18 protein-coding genes are annotated in these 13,049 nt (G+C 62.9%); 8 read left to right on the forward strand and 10 right to left on the reverse strand.

What is annotated here, in order from left to right; all coding sequences use genetic code 11:
• Nucleotides 1-426 precede the first annotated feature (426 nt).
• A complete protein-coding gene (locus EV281_RS05215) occupies nucleotides 427-639 on the forward strand; it encodes a cold-shock protein (protein ID WP_007818490.1) in 213 nt (70 codons plus the stop codon).
• A 257-nt stretch (nucleotides 640-896) separates the two neighbouring features.
• Here the strand turns inward: EV281_RS05215 and EV281_RS05220 are convergent, their stop codons facing one another.
• Nucleotides 897-1,277 (reverse strand): helix-turn-helix domain-containing protein, encoded by a 381-nt coding sequence (locus tag EV281_RS05220; RefSeq protein WP_132651835.1) that lies wholly within the window; start codon nucleotides 1,275-1,277, stop codon nucleotides 897-899.
• Between the two features lie 47 nt (nucleotides 1,278-1,324).
• Here EV281_RS05220 and EV281_RS05225 point away from each other — a divergent pair, with 47 nt between their 5' ends.
• Complete coding sequence (locus tag EV281_RS05225) at nucleotides 1,325-2,134, forward strand: SDR family NAD(P)-dependent oxidoreductase (protein WP_132651836.1); 810 nt, start codon at nucleotides 1,325-1,327, stop codon at nucleotides 2,132-2,134.
• Nucleotides 2,135-2,237: 103 nt separating this feature from the next.
• Here the strand turns inward: EV281_RS05225 and EV281_RS05230 are convergent, their stop codons facing one another.
• The 6 genes from EV281_RS05230 to EV281_RS05255 all read right to left on the reverse strand — a co-directional run bounded on the left by EV281_RS05230 (nucleotide 2,238) and on the right by EV281_RS05255 (nucleotide 5,485).
• Nucleotides 2,238-2,531 (reverse strand): hypothetical protein, encoded by a 294-nt coding sequence (locus EV281_RS05230; protein WP_132651837.1) that lies wholly within the window; start codon nucleotides 2,529-2,531, stop codon nucleotides 2,238-2,240.
• The gene (locus tag EV281_RS05235; RefSeq protein WP_132651838.1) at nucleotides 2,531-2,743 is read right to left on the reverse strand and encodes a hypothetical protein; all 213 of its coding nucleotides are present in this window, start codon (nucleotides 2,741-2,743) and stop codon (nucleotides 2,531-2,533) included. Before EV281_RS05235 ends, EV281_RS05230 begins: the two co-directional genes overlap by 1 nt.
• A gap of 234 nt (nucleotides 2,744-2,977) precedes the next feature.
• Nucleotides 2,978-3,295: a hypothetical protein gene (locus tag EV281_RS05240; protein WP_132651839.1), complete on the reverse strand. Its 318-nt coding sequence runs from the start codon at nucleotides 3,293-3,295 to the stop codon at nucleotides 2,978-2,980.
• Nucleotides 3,292-3,501, reverse strand: coding sequence for a hypothetical protein (locus EV281_RS05245; RefSeq protein WP_132651840.1), 210 nt, complete (start codon nucleotides 3,499-3,501; stop codon nucleotides 3,292-3,294). The genes EV281_RS05240 and EV281_RS05245 overlap by 4 nt, the downstream gene beginning before the upstream one ends.
• 103 nt (nucleotides 3,502-3,604) lie before the next feature.
• Nucleotides 3,605-4,159 (reverse strand): alpha/beta fold hydrolase, encoded by a 555-nt coding sequence (locus tag EV281_RS05250; protein WP_132651841.1) that lies wholly within the window; start codon nucleotides 4,157-4,159, stop codon nucleotides 3,605-3,607.
• A gap of 138 nt (nucleotides 4,160-4,297) precedes the next feature.
• Nucleotides 4,298-5,485: an arabinose transporter gene (locus EV281_RS05255; protein WP_132651842.1), complete on the reverse strand. Its 1,188-nt coding sequence runs from the start codon at nucleotides 5,483-5,485 to the stop codon at nucleotides 4,298-4,300.
• A gap of 302 nt (nucleotides 5,486-5,787) precedes the next feature.
• Here EV281_RS05255 and EV281_RS05260 point away from each other — a divergent pair, with 302 nt between their 5' ends.
• Both EV281_RS05260 and EV281_RS05265 read left to right on the forward strand, forming a co-directional pair.
• Nucleotides 5,788-6,051, forward strand: coding sequence for a PbsX family transcriptional regulator (locus EV281_RS05260; protein WP_132651843.1), 264 nt, complete (start codon nucleotides 5,788-5,790; stop codon nucleotides 6,049-6,051).
• On the forward strand, nucleotides 6,051-6,410 hold the full coding sequence (locus EV281_RS05265; protein ID WP_132651844.1) for a type II toxin-antitoxin system PemK/MazF family toxin: 360 nt from the start codon (nucleotides 6,051-6,053) through the stop codon (nucleotides 6,408-6,410). The genes EV281_RS05260 and EV281_RS05265 overlap by 1 nt, the downstream gene beginning before the upstream one ends.
• Nucleotides 6,411-6,451: 41 nt before the next feature.
• Here EV281_RS05265 and EV281_RS05270 read toward each other — a convergent pair whose 3' ends face one another.
• Nucleotides 6,452-7,249 carry a glycosyltransferase family 25 protein gene (locus tag EV281_RS05270; RefSeq protein WP_132651845.1) on the reverse strand — a complete coding sequence of 266 codons (798 nt, stop codon included), beginning with the start codon at nucleotides 7,247-7,249 and terminating at the stop codon, nucleotides 6,452-6,454.
• Nucleotides 7,250-7,345: 96 nt separating this feature from the next.
• Nucleotides 7,346-8,131 (reverse strand): YdcF family protein, encoded by a 786-nt coding sequence (locus EV281_RS05275; RefSeq protein ID WP_132652018.1) that lies wholly within the window; start codon nucleotides 8,129-8,131, stop codon nucleotides 7,346-7,348.
• 302 nt (nucleotides 8,132-8,433) lie between these two features.
• On the opposite strand from EV281_RS05275, the gene EV281_RS05280 reads away from it, so the two are divergent.
• Genes EV281_RS05280 through EV281_RS05290 form a run of 3 tightly spaced genes read left to right on the forward strand, consistent with a single transcriptional unit; the run spans nucleotide 8,434 to nucleotide 10,378 of the window.
• Nucleotides 8,434-9,375 carry a glycine betaine ABC transporter substrate-binding protein gene (locus tag EV281_RS05280; protein WP_165911850.1) on the forward strand — a complete coding sequence of 314 codons (942 nt, stop codon included), beginning with the start codon at nucleotides 8,434-8,436 and terminating at the stop codon, nucleotides 9,373-9,375.
• Complete coding sequence (locus tag EV281_RS05285; RefSeq protein WP_132651847.1) at nucleotides 9,372-10,043, forward strand: L,D-transpeptidase; 672 nt, start codon at nucleotides 9,372-9,374, stop codon at nucleotides 10,041-10,043. Before EV281_RS05280 ends, EV281_RS05285 begins: the two co-directional genes overlap by 4 nt.
• A gap of 14 nt (nucleotides 10,044-10,057) precedes the next feature.
• Nucleotides 10,058-10,378, forward strand: coding sequence for a hypothetical protein (locus EV281_RS05290; RefSeq protein ID WP_132651848.1), 321 nt, complete (start codon nucleotides 10,058-10,060; stop codon nucleotides 10,376-10,378).
• Between the two features lie 5 nt (nucleotides 10,379-10,383).
• Here EV281_RS05290 and EV281_RS05295 read toward each other — a convergent pair whose 3' ends face one another.
• A complete protein-coding gene (locus tag EV281_RS05295) occupies nucleotides 10,384-11,325 on the reverse strand; it encodes a LysR family transcriptional regulator (protein ID WP_132651849.1) in 942 nt (313 codons plus the stop codon).
• A gap of 283 nt (nucleotides 11,326-11,608) precedes the next feature.
• Between EV281_RS05295 and EV281_RS05300 the strand changes: the two genes are divergently transcribed.
• On the forward strand, nucleotides 11,609-12,919 hold the full coding sequence (locus tag EV281_RS05300) for an ATP-binding protein (RefSeq protein WP_132651850.1): 1,311 nt from the start codon (nucleotides 11,609-11,611) through the stop codon (nucleotides 12,917-12,919).
• Nucleotides 12,920-13,049: the final 130 nt, after the last annotated feature.

Here is a 13,049-nt window from a genome sequence, read left to right on the forward strand (position 1 = left end):
CTAAGCTGGAAGTGGCGACCATCGCCTAAAAGTTGTAGTCCTCACCGGTCCCGCTTTGACACACGTCCATCATTCTATTCTAACGCTCCGGCAACCATTTGAATCATCACCATTTCCGGCGACGCAGAAAGCCATGCCACAATATTGCCGCTTGCTTTTTGCCCGAAATGCTGGCACGAACTGCAACACTCGGGCATTTCGCATGCCGGTGACTGGACTGAAGTGGTAATGCCCTGGCGGAGCGCCAATTCCGGTAGGGCGGTATGGGTGACACCCATGCGCGTAGATGTTCTTTCCCCGTACGTGACGTCTCGACTGACCCTTCGCGTCCGGCTCCAGGGCCGAAACGCGAAAGCTAAAGCCGTCCGCCTCCCCTCCGCCGGGGGTGCGGATAAACTAACTACCAATGGGAAAAGGACTATCCCCATGGCCACCAAGGGCACCGTAAAATTCTTCAACCAGGACAAGGGTTTTGGTTTCATCACGCCGGAAGGCGGCGCCAAGGACGTTTTCGTCCACATCTCCGCTCTCCAGGCTTCCGGCATCCAGTCGCTGCGCGAAGGCCAGCAGGTTTCTTTCGACACCGAGCCGGATCGCATGGGCAAGGGCCCGAAGGCTGTCAACATCCAGGCCTTCTGATCTGACTTCACTGCTTCAGGCAGGCGACGGCGCTCCGCAGGGGGGCGCCGTTTTTGTTTTTGGATGGTGCGGAAGATGCGGATCCGTCCATACGTCGAAAAAGACCCCTCCCCAACCCCTCCCCACAGGTGGGAGGGGCTTAACTTGCAGCGCCCGCCTTCCAAATCCCGTCCGTAACTGGAGGAGTGAGGCGGCGCCTTCGGGGTTAGTCCCTCCCCCTTGTGGGGAGGGGTTGGGGAGGGGTTTTCATCGCTCCGTCAGCCCTCGCCCGCATACCCCCGCGAAAACTCCCGCGCCGCCATCAGCACCGGCATCAGCGCCCGGCCCGCTTCCGTCAGCCGATACTCCACACGCGGCGGCTGCTCGCCGAAATCCCGCCTCGCGACGAGCCCGTCCTGTTCCAGTTCGCGCAGATGCTGTGTCAGCATCTTCTGCGAAATGCCCGGCATGTCCCGCTTCAATTGCAGGGTGCGCATCGAAGGCTCGGCAAACAGGCGAAAGAGGATCGGCAGCTTCCAGCGGCCGCTGATCATCCGCATGACCCGCGTCACATGCGCGACGGAGCCATCGGGGCCGAGGCAGGCGGTGCGGTCTTCCTGGTCTATAGGCACTTTTAAGTGCGTAATTGTGTCGAGCATCGTCCTGTTCTTTTGTGTCGCATCCGCTTCAAGATAGGGACACGGCGATGGATTTGAAACTCGACGGCAAGACGGCGCTCGTCACCGGCAGCAGCAAGGGTATCGGCGAAGCAATCGCCAGAGGGCTCGCCCGCGAAGGGGCCACCGTCATCGTTCACGGCCGCGACAGGGGCAAGACGCAGCGCGTGGCCCAGGAGATCGTCGCGGAAGGCGGCCGCGCCCATCCCGTGACCGGCGATCTCACCATCGACGACGAGGTGGAGCGCCTGATCGGTGAAGCGCAGGCGCTGGCAGGCCGGATCGATATCGTCGTCAACAATGCCGGCGGCTCGGGCGAGCCGGAGGACTGGACGAACAGCCGGCCCGCCACATGGGCGTCGGCTTATGACCGCAATGTCCTCGCTGCCGTCAGGGTCACCACGCGGCTGCTGCCGGCCATGCGCGAGGCAGGCTGGGGCCGCATCATCAACATTTCCAGCCTCGCCGGCCTGATGCCGCCGGCCGGACGTCCGGATTACGCCGCCTGCAAGGCCGCCATCAACGCCATGACCTCTTCCATGGCCAAGGCGGTGGCGGCCGAGGGCGTGACGGTCAATACGATTTCGCCGGGTACGATCCGCAGCGCCCGGCTGGACGCCCGCTTCCGAGAAGTTGCCGCCGAGCGCGGCATCGCCGAAGATGCGGCGTGGGAAACGATCGAACGCGCCGTGCTGCCGCTCTTTGCCGCGGTGCCGCTCGGTCGCGTCGGCACACTGGAGGAGATCGCCGACGCCGTCTCTTTCCTCGCCAGTCCGCGCGCCGGCTATATTACCGGTGTCAATCTGCGGATCGATGGCGGAATGCTTCCGGCAATCTAGCCAGATGCCGGCATGGTCATACGATTGTGCCGCGCACCGATTTCGTGCGGGCGGAAAACAACCCTGCACTTCTATGTCCGGCGACGATCGTCGCCCCGGCTGATCACAGGACCACGCCGAAATAAGCCGAGATATAATCGCCCTGTTTCCAGAGGCCGGCATGCTCCCGGGCCTCGATACCTTCCGATGTCACCGCATTGAGACACAGGATGCGATCGGCAATTTCTTCGCCCGGCTGCAGGATTGCCTCGATGGCAGCCGCTTCCTCGGCAATGGTTTGATAGTCGGGCAGCGATTTCAGGCGCTGGTGCGCAAGCCTTGCGGCCTCGTGCAGATCGCGGCTGAGCGCAACGAGCACGGCGTCATCTTCCAGCGCGGAGGCCGCTTGCTCGCGCATCAGCCTCGCCCCTCGATGCGGGCAAGCAAAAGGTCGATCGGGCCCGCGAATGCCTCGCCGAGTAAAAGCCCTGCCCGCCAATCTTCGACGGCCTGACGGCATCGCGCACGCTCCCGGCCGATCGCCGAGGCAATCGCCCGCTCCTGGCAAAAGCCGCCCGAAAGCTGCGCGGCCCGCACCAGCGGCAGCAGGTCTTCGGGAATATCGTTCAAGCGCGCCACCCCTTGCGCCCACATGGGGCGCTGCCGGCACGCGTCTGGATGAGGGTGGTGTCGCTCGGTTCGAGCGGGCAGGCATGCATGCAAAACTCTCCTGTTACAATCTCGCTGCCGTCATACGGTTGTACTCGTCATCATCGACAACAATCAAGGAAATTATTCCTATCCTCGGTAACAAACCACACAGAATAAGGTTTTCAGGGACTTGGCGGGTCTCGGAATCCAGGCTCAAGCCGCCTCGCTATGACGCTCGACGTGCTCGGCCCACTCCATCGCTGCGTGGCGCCCGAGCACCGTCTTGTCATTTTCGATGACGGCGGCGATGCGCCGGAAAAGCTCATCGGCAAAGGTCGACGGTCTGCCGAATTCGGCATTGCCGGCCGCACGCAGCACTGTGCCCTCGGCGAGATGGATGGCCTCGACGCTGAACCCTTCATGATCGCCCGAGAGCTCGGCTGCGCCGTAAAGCAGCAGGCCATTGTCATTCCGGCCGAGGATGGCGATGGTGAGTTCGTCGAAATCGAAGCGCAGGCTGAAGGCGCTCATCGGTCGGCGACCTCCTGGTGGATGCGCTCCGCACGGATGAGCTGCCCCTCATACCGGCCGGCAAGCGAGAGCACGAAGCCGGCGGCGAGGAGGAAAGCGGCAAGCGGCTGGACCATGCCGATAGCATCGGGGCGGCAGGCGCCGTGCCCCCGTGTGGGCGTGCGGAAGAGCGCGTAGTCCCCTCCTCCGGAATGGTTTGAGATCATGCGGCAGCTCCTGCATAGCCTTTGGGTTCAGCGATGCGGGAGGATGCGATGCCAATGGTTGAGCGATGAAATGGCCCGGCGGGCGAAGGTCGGAGGCGGCGCGCTAGGCCGCCAGCGATCGAATATCCTTGGCGATATCGGCGAGATCATTGTCGAGCTGGTGATCGCGCCCCGGCAGCGCGCAGACGACCGCCTCGGGGATTGCCATGGCGTAGAGCTCGATATGTGCAAAGGGCACGGTGTCATCATCGCTGCCGTGATAGATGAGCACCGGCAGCCCCTCCGGCAGGCTCTCGGAAAAGTCGTCGGCTGCGGTGATTTCATCGCTCTCCCACCCGCCCTCGCCGATATAGGGCGGCGCGATGAGAATGACGGCGCCGGGCTCGAATGCCGGCCATTCCTCGGCAAGCGTGTGGAGAAGGATCGTGCCGCCGAGCGAATGGCCGATCAGGATGGCGCCATCTTCGAGCGTTTCGAACTCCTTAAGCAATGCGGCCTTCCAGGCCTGATAATGCGGATCGGCCTCGTTGGGCATGCGCGGATACCGGATGGCATAATCCTCGCCGAGTTCGCGGGCGAGACTGTCGACGAGCTTGTTGTCCCATGCGTCATGCGCCGTTTCGCCGGCACCCTGAATGAAGAGGATTTGTCCTGGCATGTGTCGTCGTTTTCCGATTGAAGCCATCAGGGAGATGGGTCGCGGTGAGAGCGGGACAAGGGTGGTGGGCACTCCTCCTCCGTTGTTTCGCTGGATGGAAGCGGGGACGGTGTCCGATTGCACCGTCCCCTGCGATCATCACTCTGCCGCGACAACCTTCCCTCGCCGCAGCACGACAGCGATCATAAACCCGCAGACCGCCGTCGCCCCGCCGACGAGAAACACGCTGCCGTAGCCTGCCCGATCGGCGAGCATGCCCGCCAGCGGCCCGGTCAGCCCATAGGCCACATCCTGAAAGGCCGAAAATCCCCCGAGCGCCGTGCCGCGCAGATGGGGTGCGACGAGATGCACGACTTCACGCCCCATAGCCGGGAAGATCATCGAGCAGCCGAGCCCCGTCATGAAGGCGCCGATCAACGCAACGCTTGGATCGGCAGCGCTCCAGATCAGCACCTGGCCGATCGCTTCGACCGCGAGCGAGACGACGGCGACCGTCAGCCCGCCGTAGCGATCCGGCAGGTGGCCGCAGACGAGGCGCACCAGCACGAAGCCGCAGCCGAAGGCGGTCAGGCCGAGGCCGGCATGATCCCAGCCGAGATCGCGGAAATAGAGGGTGAAGAAGGAGCCGATCGCGGCAAAGCCCATGCCTTGCAGGCAGACGATCAGCCCATGCACCCAGATGCGGCCGATGACGGCAGCAAGCGGCGGCCGCTCCCTGTCCGGATGGGCAGCAACGGCGGGCACGCTGCGGATTGCGGCAAGCCCCAGCACGGGCAGCCCGGCGCTGACGGCCATCGTGCCGGCAAAACCGAAATTATCGAGCAGCAAGAGTCCGAGAGGCCCGCCGAGACCCAACGCGCCGTAGATCGCAGCGCCGATGAGCGCCAGCACCCGGCCGGAACGCTGCGGCCCGACGAACGCGATGCCCCAGGCAATGATGCCGACGGCAACGAGGCTTTCGCCAAGCCCGATCAGAAGCCGGCCGGCGACGAGAACGGCGAAAGCCGCTGCAGGCGCCTGCTGCAAGAGCCCCGCGGCAAGCGAGATCAGCGCGCCTGCCATGTACAAGACGAGGCCCCGCTGCGCGGCGAACCTGGCGCCCCTGCCATCGGCAAGCCCGCCGGCATAGCCGCGCGTGAGAATGGTGGCGAGAAAGGCGATGCCGACGCCGAGACCCGCCCAGCCATTGCTGAGACCAAGCGTGCCCGTCACGAACACCGGCACGACCGGAAGCGCAATTGCCACGCAGAGATAGGACATGAAAAGGATCGCGGTCAGCAGATAAAGCCGGGCTTGCTCGCGATCACCAGTAAGACGGAAAGCCATGAAAACCTCCTGGCTGTTCCCCCGCCGACGGGCACAAAAAAACGCACTCCGACCGGCGAGGATCGATAAGTGCGTTGCTTGACGTCAGACGCTTACGGCCAGAACACTGGCATGGGCCGGCAGATACGGGCTATGCGGGCGGGTGTCAACGGTGGGTGCTTCTAGATGCCCCGTCGATGAGATCCTTGACGCCCGCAAGGCGAATTGAAAAACAGATGTCGCCGAGAAAATCGTCACCTTCGGATACCTTGCGACATCGCGAACATGTGCTATTTATGTAGCACAAAACTGAAGGACGTCAGATGACCAATACCGTGAAAATTCGCCGTCAAGGCGGTGCAACAGTATTTAGTATTCCTCCCGCGCTGCTGAAGATGCTGGGCGCGGAAGTCGGAACGGAATTGACCTTGGTTGTAGACAACGGTTCGCTTATCGCAACACCTGCTCTGCCCCAAAAAAGGTATACGTTGGCGCAGCTTTTGGAAGGTGCCGATGAGATGGCCGCCTTGAACAAGCAGGCGAACGCGTGGCAGGGCGGCGCACGTGTCGGCTATGAATCATTCTGATGGTTCGAAGCAACGTTCCTAAACGCGGCGACGTCTTCATCGTCGATCTCAACCCGGTTGTGGGGAACGAGATGAAGGATGAACATCGTTGCGTTGTCATCACACCTCGCGAAATCAATGCAGTTGGCATCTGCCTCGTTGTGCCGATCACAACGGGAGGTGTATTTGCTCGAAAGGCTGGATTGGCCGTAAACATCTCGGGCGATAAGACAACAGGTGTTGCGCTCTGTAACCAGGTGAGAGGATTGGACATCGCCGAAAGGGTGAGAAATAAGACCGCCCGTTTCGTGGAGACCCTCGATACCTGTACGACAGATGAAATTGCAGCCAGAGTGGTAAGTATGATCGACCCCGCGTAATGCATCGATCGCGCGATGACATTACGCCGGCTTCGGCTCAGCTAAGCCGATTTCGCCACGCATGCTTGGAACCTGGAGCGATCGACGATGACATCTCGCTTCTGCCCCACGAAGAAGCCAAGAATGAGATTCCTCGCCTTGATGCTTTCGAGCTCCAGCCGGCGCGCGAGCTTGCGCAGCTTGCTGAGCGGCAGGAAGACCTGGTCCTTTTCCGGGCGCACGAAATCCGCGCTCTCGGTCTCACCTTCCAAAAATCGCTGCTGGATGACCGGCGCCGGCTCGATCTGATAGGCCGCGAGCCAGGAGCGGTGCCAGAAATGCGCATCGAGCAGCGAATAGCTTGTGGTGTCGGCCAGCGCGCGTTTTGCCGCCTCGGGGCCGATGACATAGCCCGCGGTCCCTACCCGGTTTTGATAGACGCGGGTCGCGCCGAAACGGCCGGCCGCGTCCTGCCAGGCGCGTTTGCGGTTCAGGATATGGCGGCGCGGGGCGAATTCGAGGTCGTAGACACTGTTCCAGGCATCCTTGCGGGCCTCGATAGCAGCGAGAACGGCCGCGATATCGTCTGACAGCACCGCATCGTCCTCGAGAATGAGTGTCTTTGCGCCATGCTCGATCACCGTCTGCCACGCCTTGCGGTGGGACAGGAAACAACCGATATCCTGCCGCCGCGTCGGGCTCGGCCAATTGCTGGCCGCCGTCTGGCACTCCTCGGCCGACAGGTCTGCGGCTTCGAATGCATCGAAAAATTCGAAGGTGAGGCCGAGTGCAGCCAGTTGCCGGGTCTGGAAGCTCCGCCGAACCTCGTCCGCCTTGCGGCTGATGATCAATATTCTCAAGTGAGCTCCCTTGCTCTCGATGCCTGGCATGTCAGCGCAGACATATAGCCGTGTTCCGACGCGAGCAAGAGCGCTCCGATGCAGGTCGGCCGCCGCTCACTGCGGATAAAGGGTCGAGACGCGCCCGGCGAAGTAATAGGCGACGATGCCGATCCATTCGCGCACGCCGGTGCTGAGCAGCCCGGCATTGATGAGCGGCAAGGCGACCGACAACCTCAGCCTCTCCTTGCCTGTCGTCCGGTAATCGGAAACCCAGGGGGTCACCTCCATGCCGAGATTGCGGAAGATCGCCACGGCACGCGGCATGTGGAAGCCCGACGTCACGAGCAGGCAATGGGAAAGGTTCAGCCGCTGCAGGATGAGCCTGACATTGATGGCGTTTTCATAGGTATCGCGCGACTCCGCGTCATATTCGATCCGGGCCGGGTCGATGTGGAAATCGTTGAACATCCGCCGGATCACATCCGCTTCCTTCATGGCAATGCCTTCGAGGCTGCCATCGCCGCCGGACATGATGATCTTGGCATCGGGATAGAGGCCCGCAAGCCGTACCGTCTCAATATAGCGGTCGCCGCCGTCATCGAGATCGTAGCCGCCGCGCGCGCCATCGACCAGCGTCGGGATGCCGCCGCCGAGCACGATGACGCAGGCGACGTCGGCGGGCGCGGCCGGCCGCGGAAAGCGATCTTCGAGCTCCTGCACGACCAGCGCACCCGCGGTCGTGTAGAAGATCAGGAAGAAGAGCGTGAGCGACACCAGCCCGGCGGCGATGGCGAGCCGCCGGAAGGAAAAGAGCATCAGGACCACGCTCGCCGCCATCAGAAGGAATGAGATCGCCACCGGCTGGGAAATGATCCAGAAAATCTTCGCAAAGAAAAACATGGGCACGCTGGGGTCCTGCTGAAACGCGGCCACGAAAGCCTATTCGCGGATTCGGGGCAAGTCTGGTTTTTAAGGCGACACAGGAGTGAAGGAGGAAATCACAACAGCAGCTTGTACCCTCCTCCTTCGATTTCGCCCCACGAATTTACCCCGGAGTTTACTGTAACGTACTTCCCCGCATGCGCGTAATGTGTTTAGCACTCAACCAGCTGGGGAGCGGAACCGGAGGAGTTTCTGTGAGACATCGCCAGGAAGACAATCCGCAACGGCACGGCGTTCACGCGCGCGCAATCTTTGCCGCGATGACCTTCATCGCCTCGGGCATCTTCACCGCATCGGTCACCGCTCAAAAAGCAGAGGCGGCCGATCTCGTCATCGCCGTGCCGAACTGGCCGTCGGGTCAGGCAACGGCCAATATCCTGAAGGTCGCGATCGGCAAGACATTCGGCCTCAAGGCCGATCTGCGCGAGATGGGAGAGCTCAACGCGTTCGCAGGGCTGGAAGCCGGCGAGGTCGATATCCATCCGGAAGTCTGGCGGCCGAACCTCGATGCAGCCGTTGCCAAATATGTGGATGAGAAAAAGGCCGTCGTTCTCGCCAAACGCGCCGTTGCCGCCTGGCAGGGCCTCTGCGCCACCGAAGAGGCGGAAAAGGCCGGCATCAAAGATATCAAGGATCTGTCGGACCCGAAGAAGGGCGCGCTTCTCGACACCGATGGCGATGGCCGCGGCGAGCTTTGGATCGGCGCCGAAACCTGGACCTCGACGGCAATCGAGCGGGTGCGGGCCAATAGCTTCGGTTATGCCGGCAATCTCGCGCTGGTCGAGGCGGAAGAGGATGTCGGCATGGCCGCCGTCGATGCCGCTGTCGCCACAGGCCGCCCGATGGTCTTTGCCTGCTACGCGCCGCACAATGTCTTCGAACTGCACAAGGTGACGCGGCTGGAGGAGCCGGCCTACGATCCGGCCAGATGGAAGATCGTCGCCGGCAGCGATCCTCTTTGGGTCGAGCATTCGAAGGCCGATGTCGCCTGGCCGCCCTCCTCGTTCAATATCGCATGGTCGGCCTCCTTCGGCGCCAAACATGCGGATGTCGCCGCCTTTCTCGACAAGGTGGATTTGACGCCGCAGGAGGTGACAAAGATGACCTATGCGCTGCAGGTGGAGAGAATACCGCCTGCCGATTATGCGGAAAAATGGGTGGCCGATCACGCCGCCCGCATCGATGGGTGGGCCAAGCCATGAACCGGACGTTCAAGATCTCAGCCCCCGCCTCGCTCGCAATCTCGCTCGCCGTCACGCTGTCCGCCTTCGTGGCGCTGGCAGCCCAGACGCAGATCTACGATCCGAAGACCCGGCAATGGGTCGATTACGACAAGAACACGGCCCGCAAATATTACGCCCGCAACAAACAGGTTCCGGATGCCTTCCGCCGCCAGGTCGTCACCTTCCGCACGGCGGAGGAGCCCGGCACGATCATCATCGACGGCAACCAGCATTTTCTCTACCTCGTACAGCCCGGCGGCCAGGCGATCCGCTATGGCATCGGGGTCGGCCGCGAAGGCTTCGGCTGGGCCGGCATCGTGCGCGTCGGCCGCACGGCCGAATGGCCGACCTGGACCCCGCCCGCCGAGATGGTGGCCCGAGATCCGAATGCCGCCAAATGGGCGGCCGGCCAGCCAGGCGGCCCCGACAATCCGCTCGGCGCCCGCGCGCTCTATCTTTATGCGGGTGATGCCGACACGATCTACCGCATCCACGGCACGCCGGAATCCTGGACCATCGGCCTCGACGTGTCCTCGGGCTGCATTCGCATGAACAATGACGACATCATTGACCTGCATTCGCGGGTGAAGATCGGCGCCAAGGTCATCGTCCTGATGCAGGGCGCGGCCCTCTATAAGGGCGTCTGAAACGGGGGAAAGACATGCGCATTTCACTGAAGAGCCGGCCGCTTCCGGCCCTGCTCCTTTCGTCGCTATCGGCACTTGCCGCCTGCCAGTCCTCGGCGCCGCCGACACCCGACCAGATGTCGCGCAACACGGTGGAGACCGCGCCCGCCGACCTGCAACTGCTCTGCGCCGATGCGGCCGCCAAACAGGCCGGCCTCGACCGGGCGAAAATCCTGCCGACAGGCTCGCGCCCGGTAGAGGCCGGCGGCTTCAGCGTCGATCTCGATGCCTCCGGCCGCAAATTCGCCTGCGTCATCGACAGGACGGGGGTGGTGCGGAGCGTTCTGCCCGCCTAACGCCGCTATTCTCCCGGCTGATGAACCAGGGAATGGACAAGCGAGGGATAGGCAGCGCCGTCCTCCCCGCCGAGCCGTTCCAACAGGATCTCGATCAGCGCCCGCACCTTGGCGGGCACATGCGGTCCGGGCGGGCGCACGACATAGATCGCGCCCTCATCCAGATAATAGTCCGTCAGCAGCGGTATGAGCGTGCCCTTGCGGATATCCTCGGCGACGATGAAGGACGGCAGTTCCGCCACGCCGAGCCCGGCGAGCGTCCAGCTCAGATGCACCTCGGCATTGTCGGTGAACAGCCGCCCGTTCGGTCGAATCGACACCATGCGTTTGCCGGCACGGAACGTCCACTCAGGAATGTGGCGTCCGGAATAGATGATGCAGTCATGCGACAGCAGGTCCTCGGGCCGCTCCGGACGGCCGTTGCGGGCGATATAATCGGGGCTGGCGATGATGAAGGGCCTGACCGGCGCAATACGCCGCGCAATCAGCGAGGGATCGCGCAGTTCGAAGAGCCGGATCGCCGCGTCATAATGCTCGCCAATGAGATCGACGGCCCGGTCGGAGAACGATACCTCCAGTTCTAGGCGCGGATGACGGCCGGCAAGCTCGGTCAGGATGGGCCCGAGATAGCGCTGGCCGAAAGCGAGCGGTGCGGCGAGCCTCAGACGGCCGGTGACATGGCCGCCGGCATAGGTGGCGACAGCATCGCGCGCGTCCTCGAGTTCGGCGAGAATGCGCCCGCAGCGTGCCTTGAATTCAAGGCCGGCCTCCGTTGCGCTGATGCCCCGTGTGCTGCGGTTGATCAGTCTCGCGCCGAGATCCGTTTCCATGCGCGCGATACGCCGGCTGACGATCGATTTCGAGACGCCGAGCAGTTGGGCTGCACGGTTGAAGCCGCCGCTATCGACCACCGCCACGAAGCTTCTGATGTCATCCAGGTCGATCATCTGCGTTCCACTGAGCGCAACACCCTGTTGTCGAAAGCGGGCATTGTGCTCACCTATCCACTGCCCTAGCTTTCAGTGACTCACAGAGCCTGATGGCTACTATCATGACGGACACGGTGTCGCCAGTGGCGGCCGCAAGGTGGGATGCGCGCCTGAAAACGCCGCGCGCCGCGACGAGGAGATATTGTGCCGGACAAGCGTTGCCTCCCTGTAACGGGGGAATGAAACCTGTGGCCTGAAACATATGGGCCGAACCATATCGGCTGCAGCATAGGAAGAGCAAATGGCCGATACGCCGATCGCGAGGAATTTTGCTGCTCGATGGAACGACGCCAGGCGGAACGAGCGCTCTGCCGGGCAGGCTCCGATCGTCGTCATCAAGGGCGGCGTCGAAGGCGAAGCACCGGCAAGACGCCCGCGTGGCGAGGCCCGCGATGAGGTCTCCATCCATCAGCTTCCGGTTCCGGTGCTACAGCTCAACGCGGCCAGGCTCAAGGCGCTCTTTGCCCTGTCGAAAGCCAGGGGCAATGCCGAGGACCTGCTGGCGAAAGCCATGTGGCACGGAGGGCTGCCGCAGGCCGGCCTTTTCGTCGCCGATGCCAACGAGTTGGCCGCCTCCCTTCTGCAGGCATCATCAAGCGACGACCTGACGGGGCCGGCGGGCTATCTCTTTGCAGCATCGCCGCAAACCGTCGCAAGGCTTATGCGCGCCTGGTTCGACGGAGAAAAAAACTTTTCGGAACCGATGACGATGCGCAGCGTCAAAGGCGCCCTCCTGGATGTCAAACTCTCGGTTACCTTCCCCCCGGCCGACAGTCTCGAACCATTGCTCGTCGTGCTGCAGGATATGACCGGGCAGCGCCAGCCTGACGAGCATGAGGTCGACCCGCTGCATGCGGCGCGGCTCTCCACTCTCGGCAGGCTTGCGACTTCGATCGCCCATGAGGTGAACCAGCCGCTGGCTGCGATCGTGACGGACTGCGAAACAACCATGCTGCATCTGTCGCGCGACGAGCCGAACCTCGCCAAACTCCGCGAGCTTGCCGCGCGCATGGCGGCGAGTGCCCATAGGGCGAGCGAAATCGTCAAGCGGGTGCGGGGCATGGCGAGCCAGTCAAACACGCGCGTGGCCCTCGATCTGAACGACATCGTCGTCGATGGGCTGTCCTTCGTCCGCAATGAGACCGATACGCACGCGATCTGTGTTTCGGTCGCCTGCGAGCCGGGCTTGCCCGCCTTTCTCGGAGACCGCATTCAGATGCAGCAGGTCGTCGTCAACCTGCTCGTCAATGCCATCGAGGCCGCCGTCTGCAGTGCGAAGCGACCGCGCCGCATCGAGATCGCCACCTGCCTGACCGGGCAGAGGATTCAATTCTCCATCCACGATAGCGGTGATGGCATTCCGACCGCCGATCTTGGCCGGATCTTCGATCGCTTCTACACGACGAAACCCGACGGCGTCGGCGTCGGCCTTTCCATCTGCCGGTCGATCATCCACGACCACGGCGGCGACATGAATGCCACCAATGCCGACGACGGCGGCGCCCTCTTCCGCTTCTCGCTGCTGGTGGCCGAGACTGAGCGCGATCGGTAAGGCGTCGTCGAAGGCGAACGCTATTCCCGCCGGAATTTCAGCCGGCGGCAGGGTATATACTTGGCTGTCAGGTGTTTGATACCATTGCCTAGCGTGCTGTGGCACCCTCCTCTGCCAACAACGATCATCG

Origin of the sequence: Rhizobium sp. BK418, assembly GCF_004341105.1 — a bacterium.
Lineage (GTDB): Bacteria > Pseudomonadota > Alphaproteobacteria > Rhizobiales > Rhizobiaceae > Rhizobium.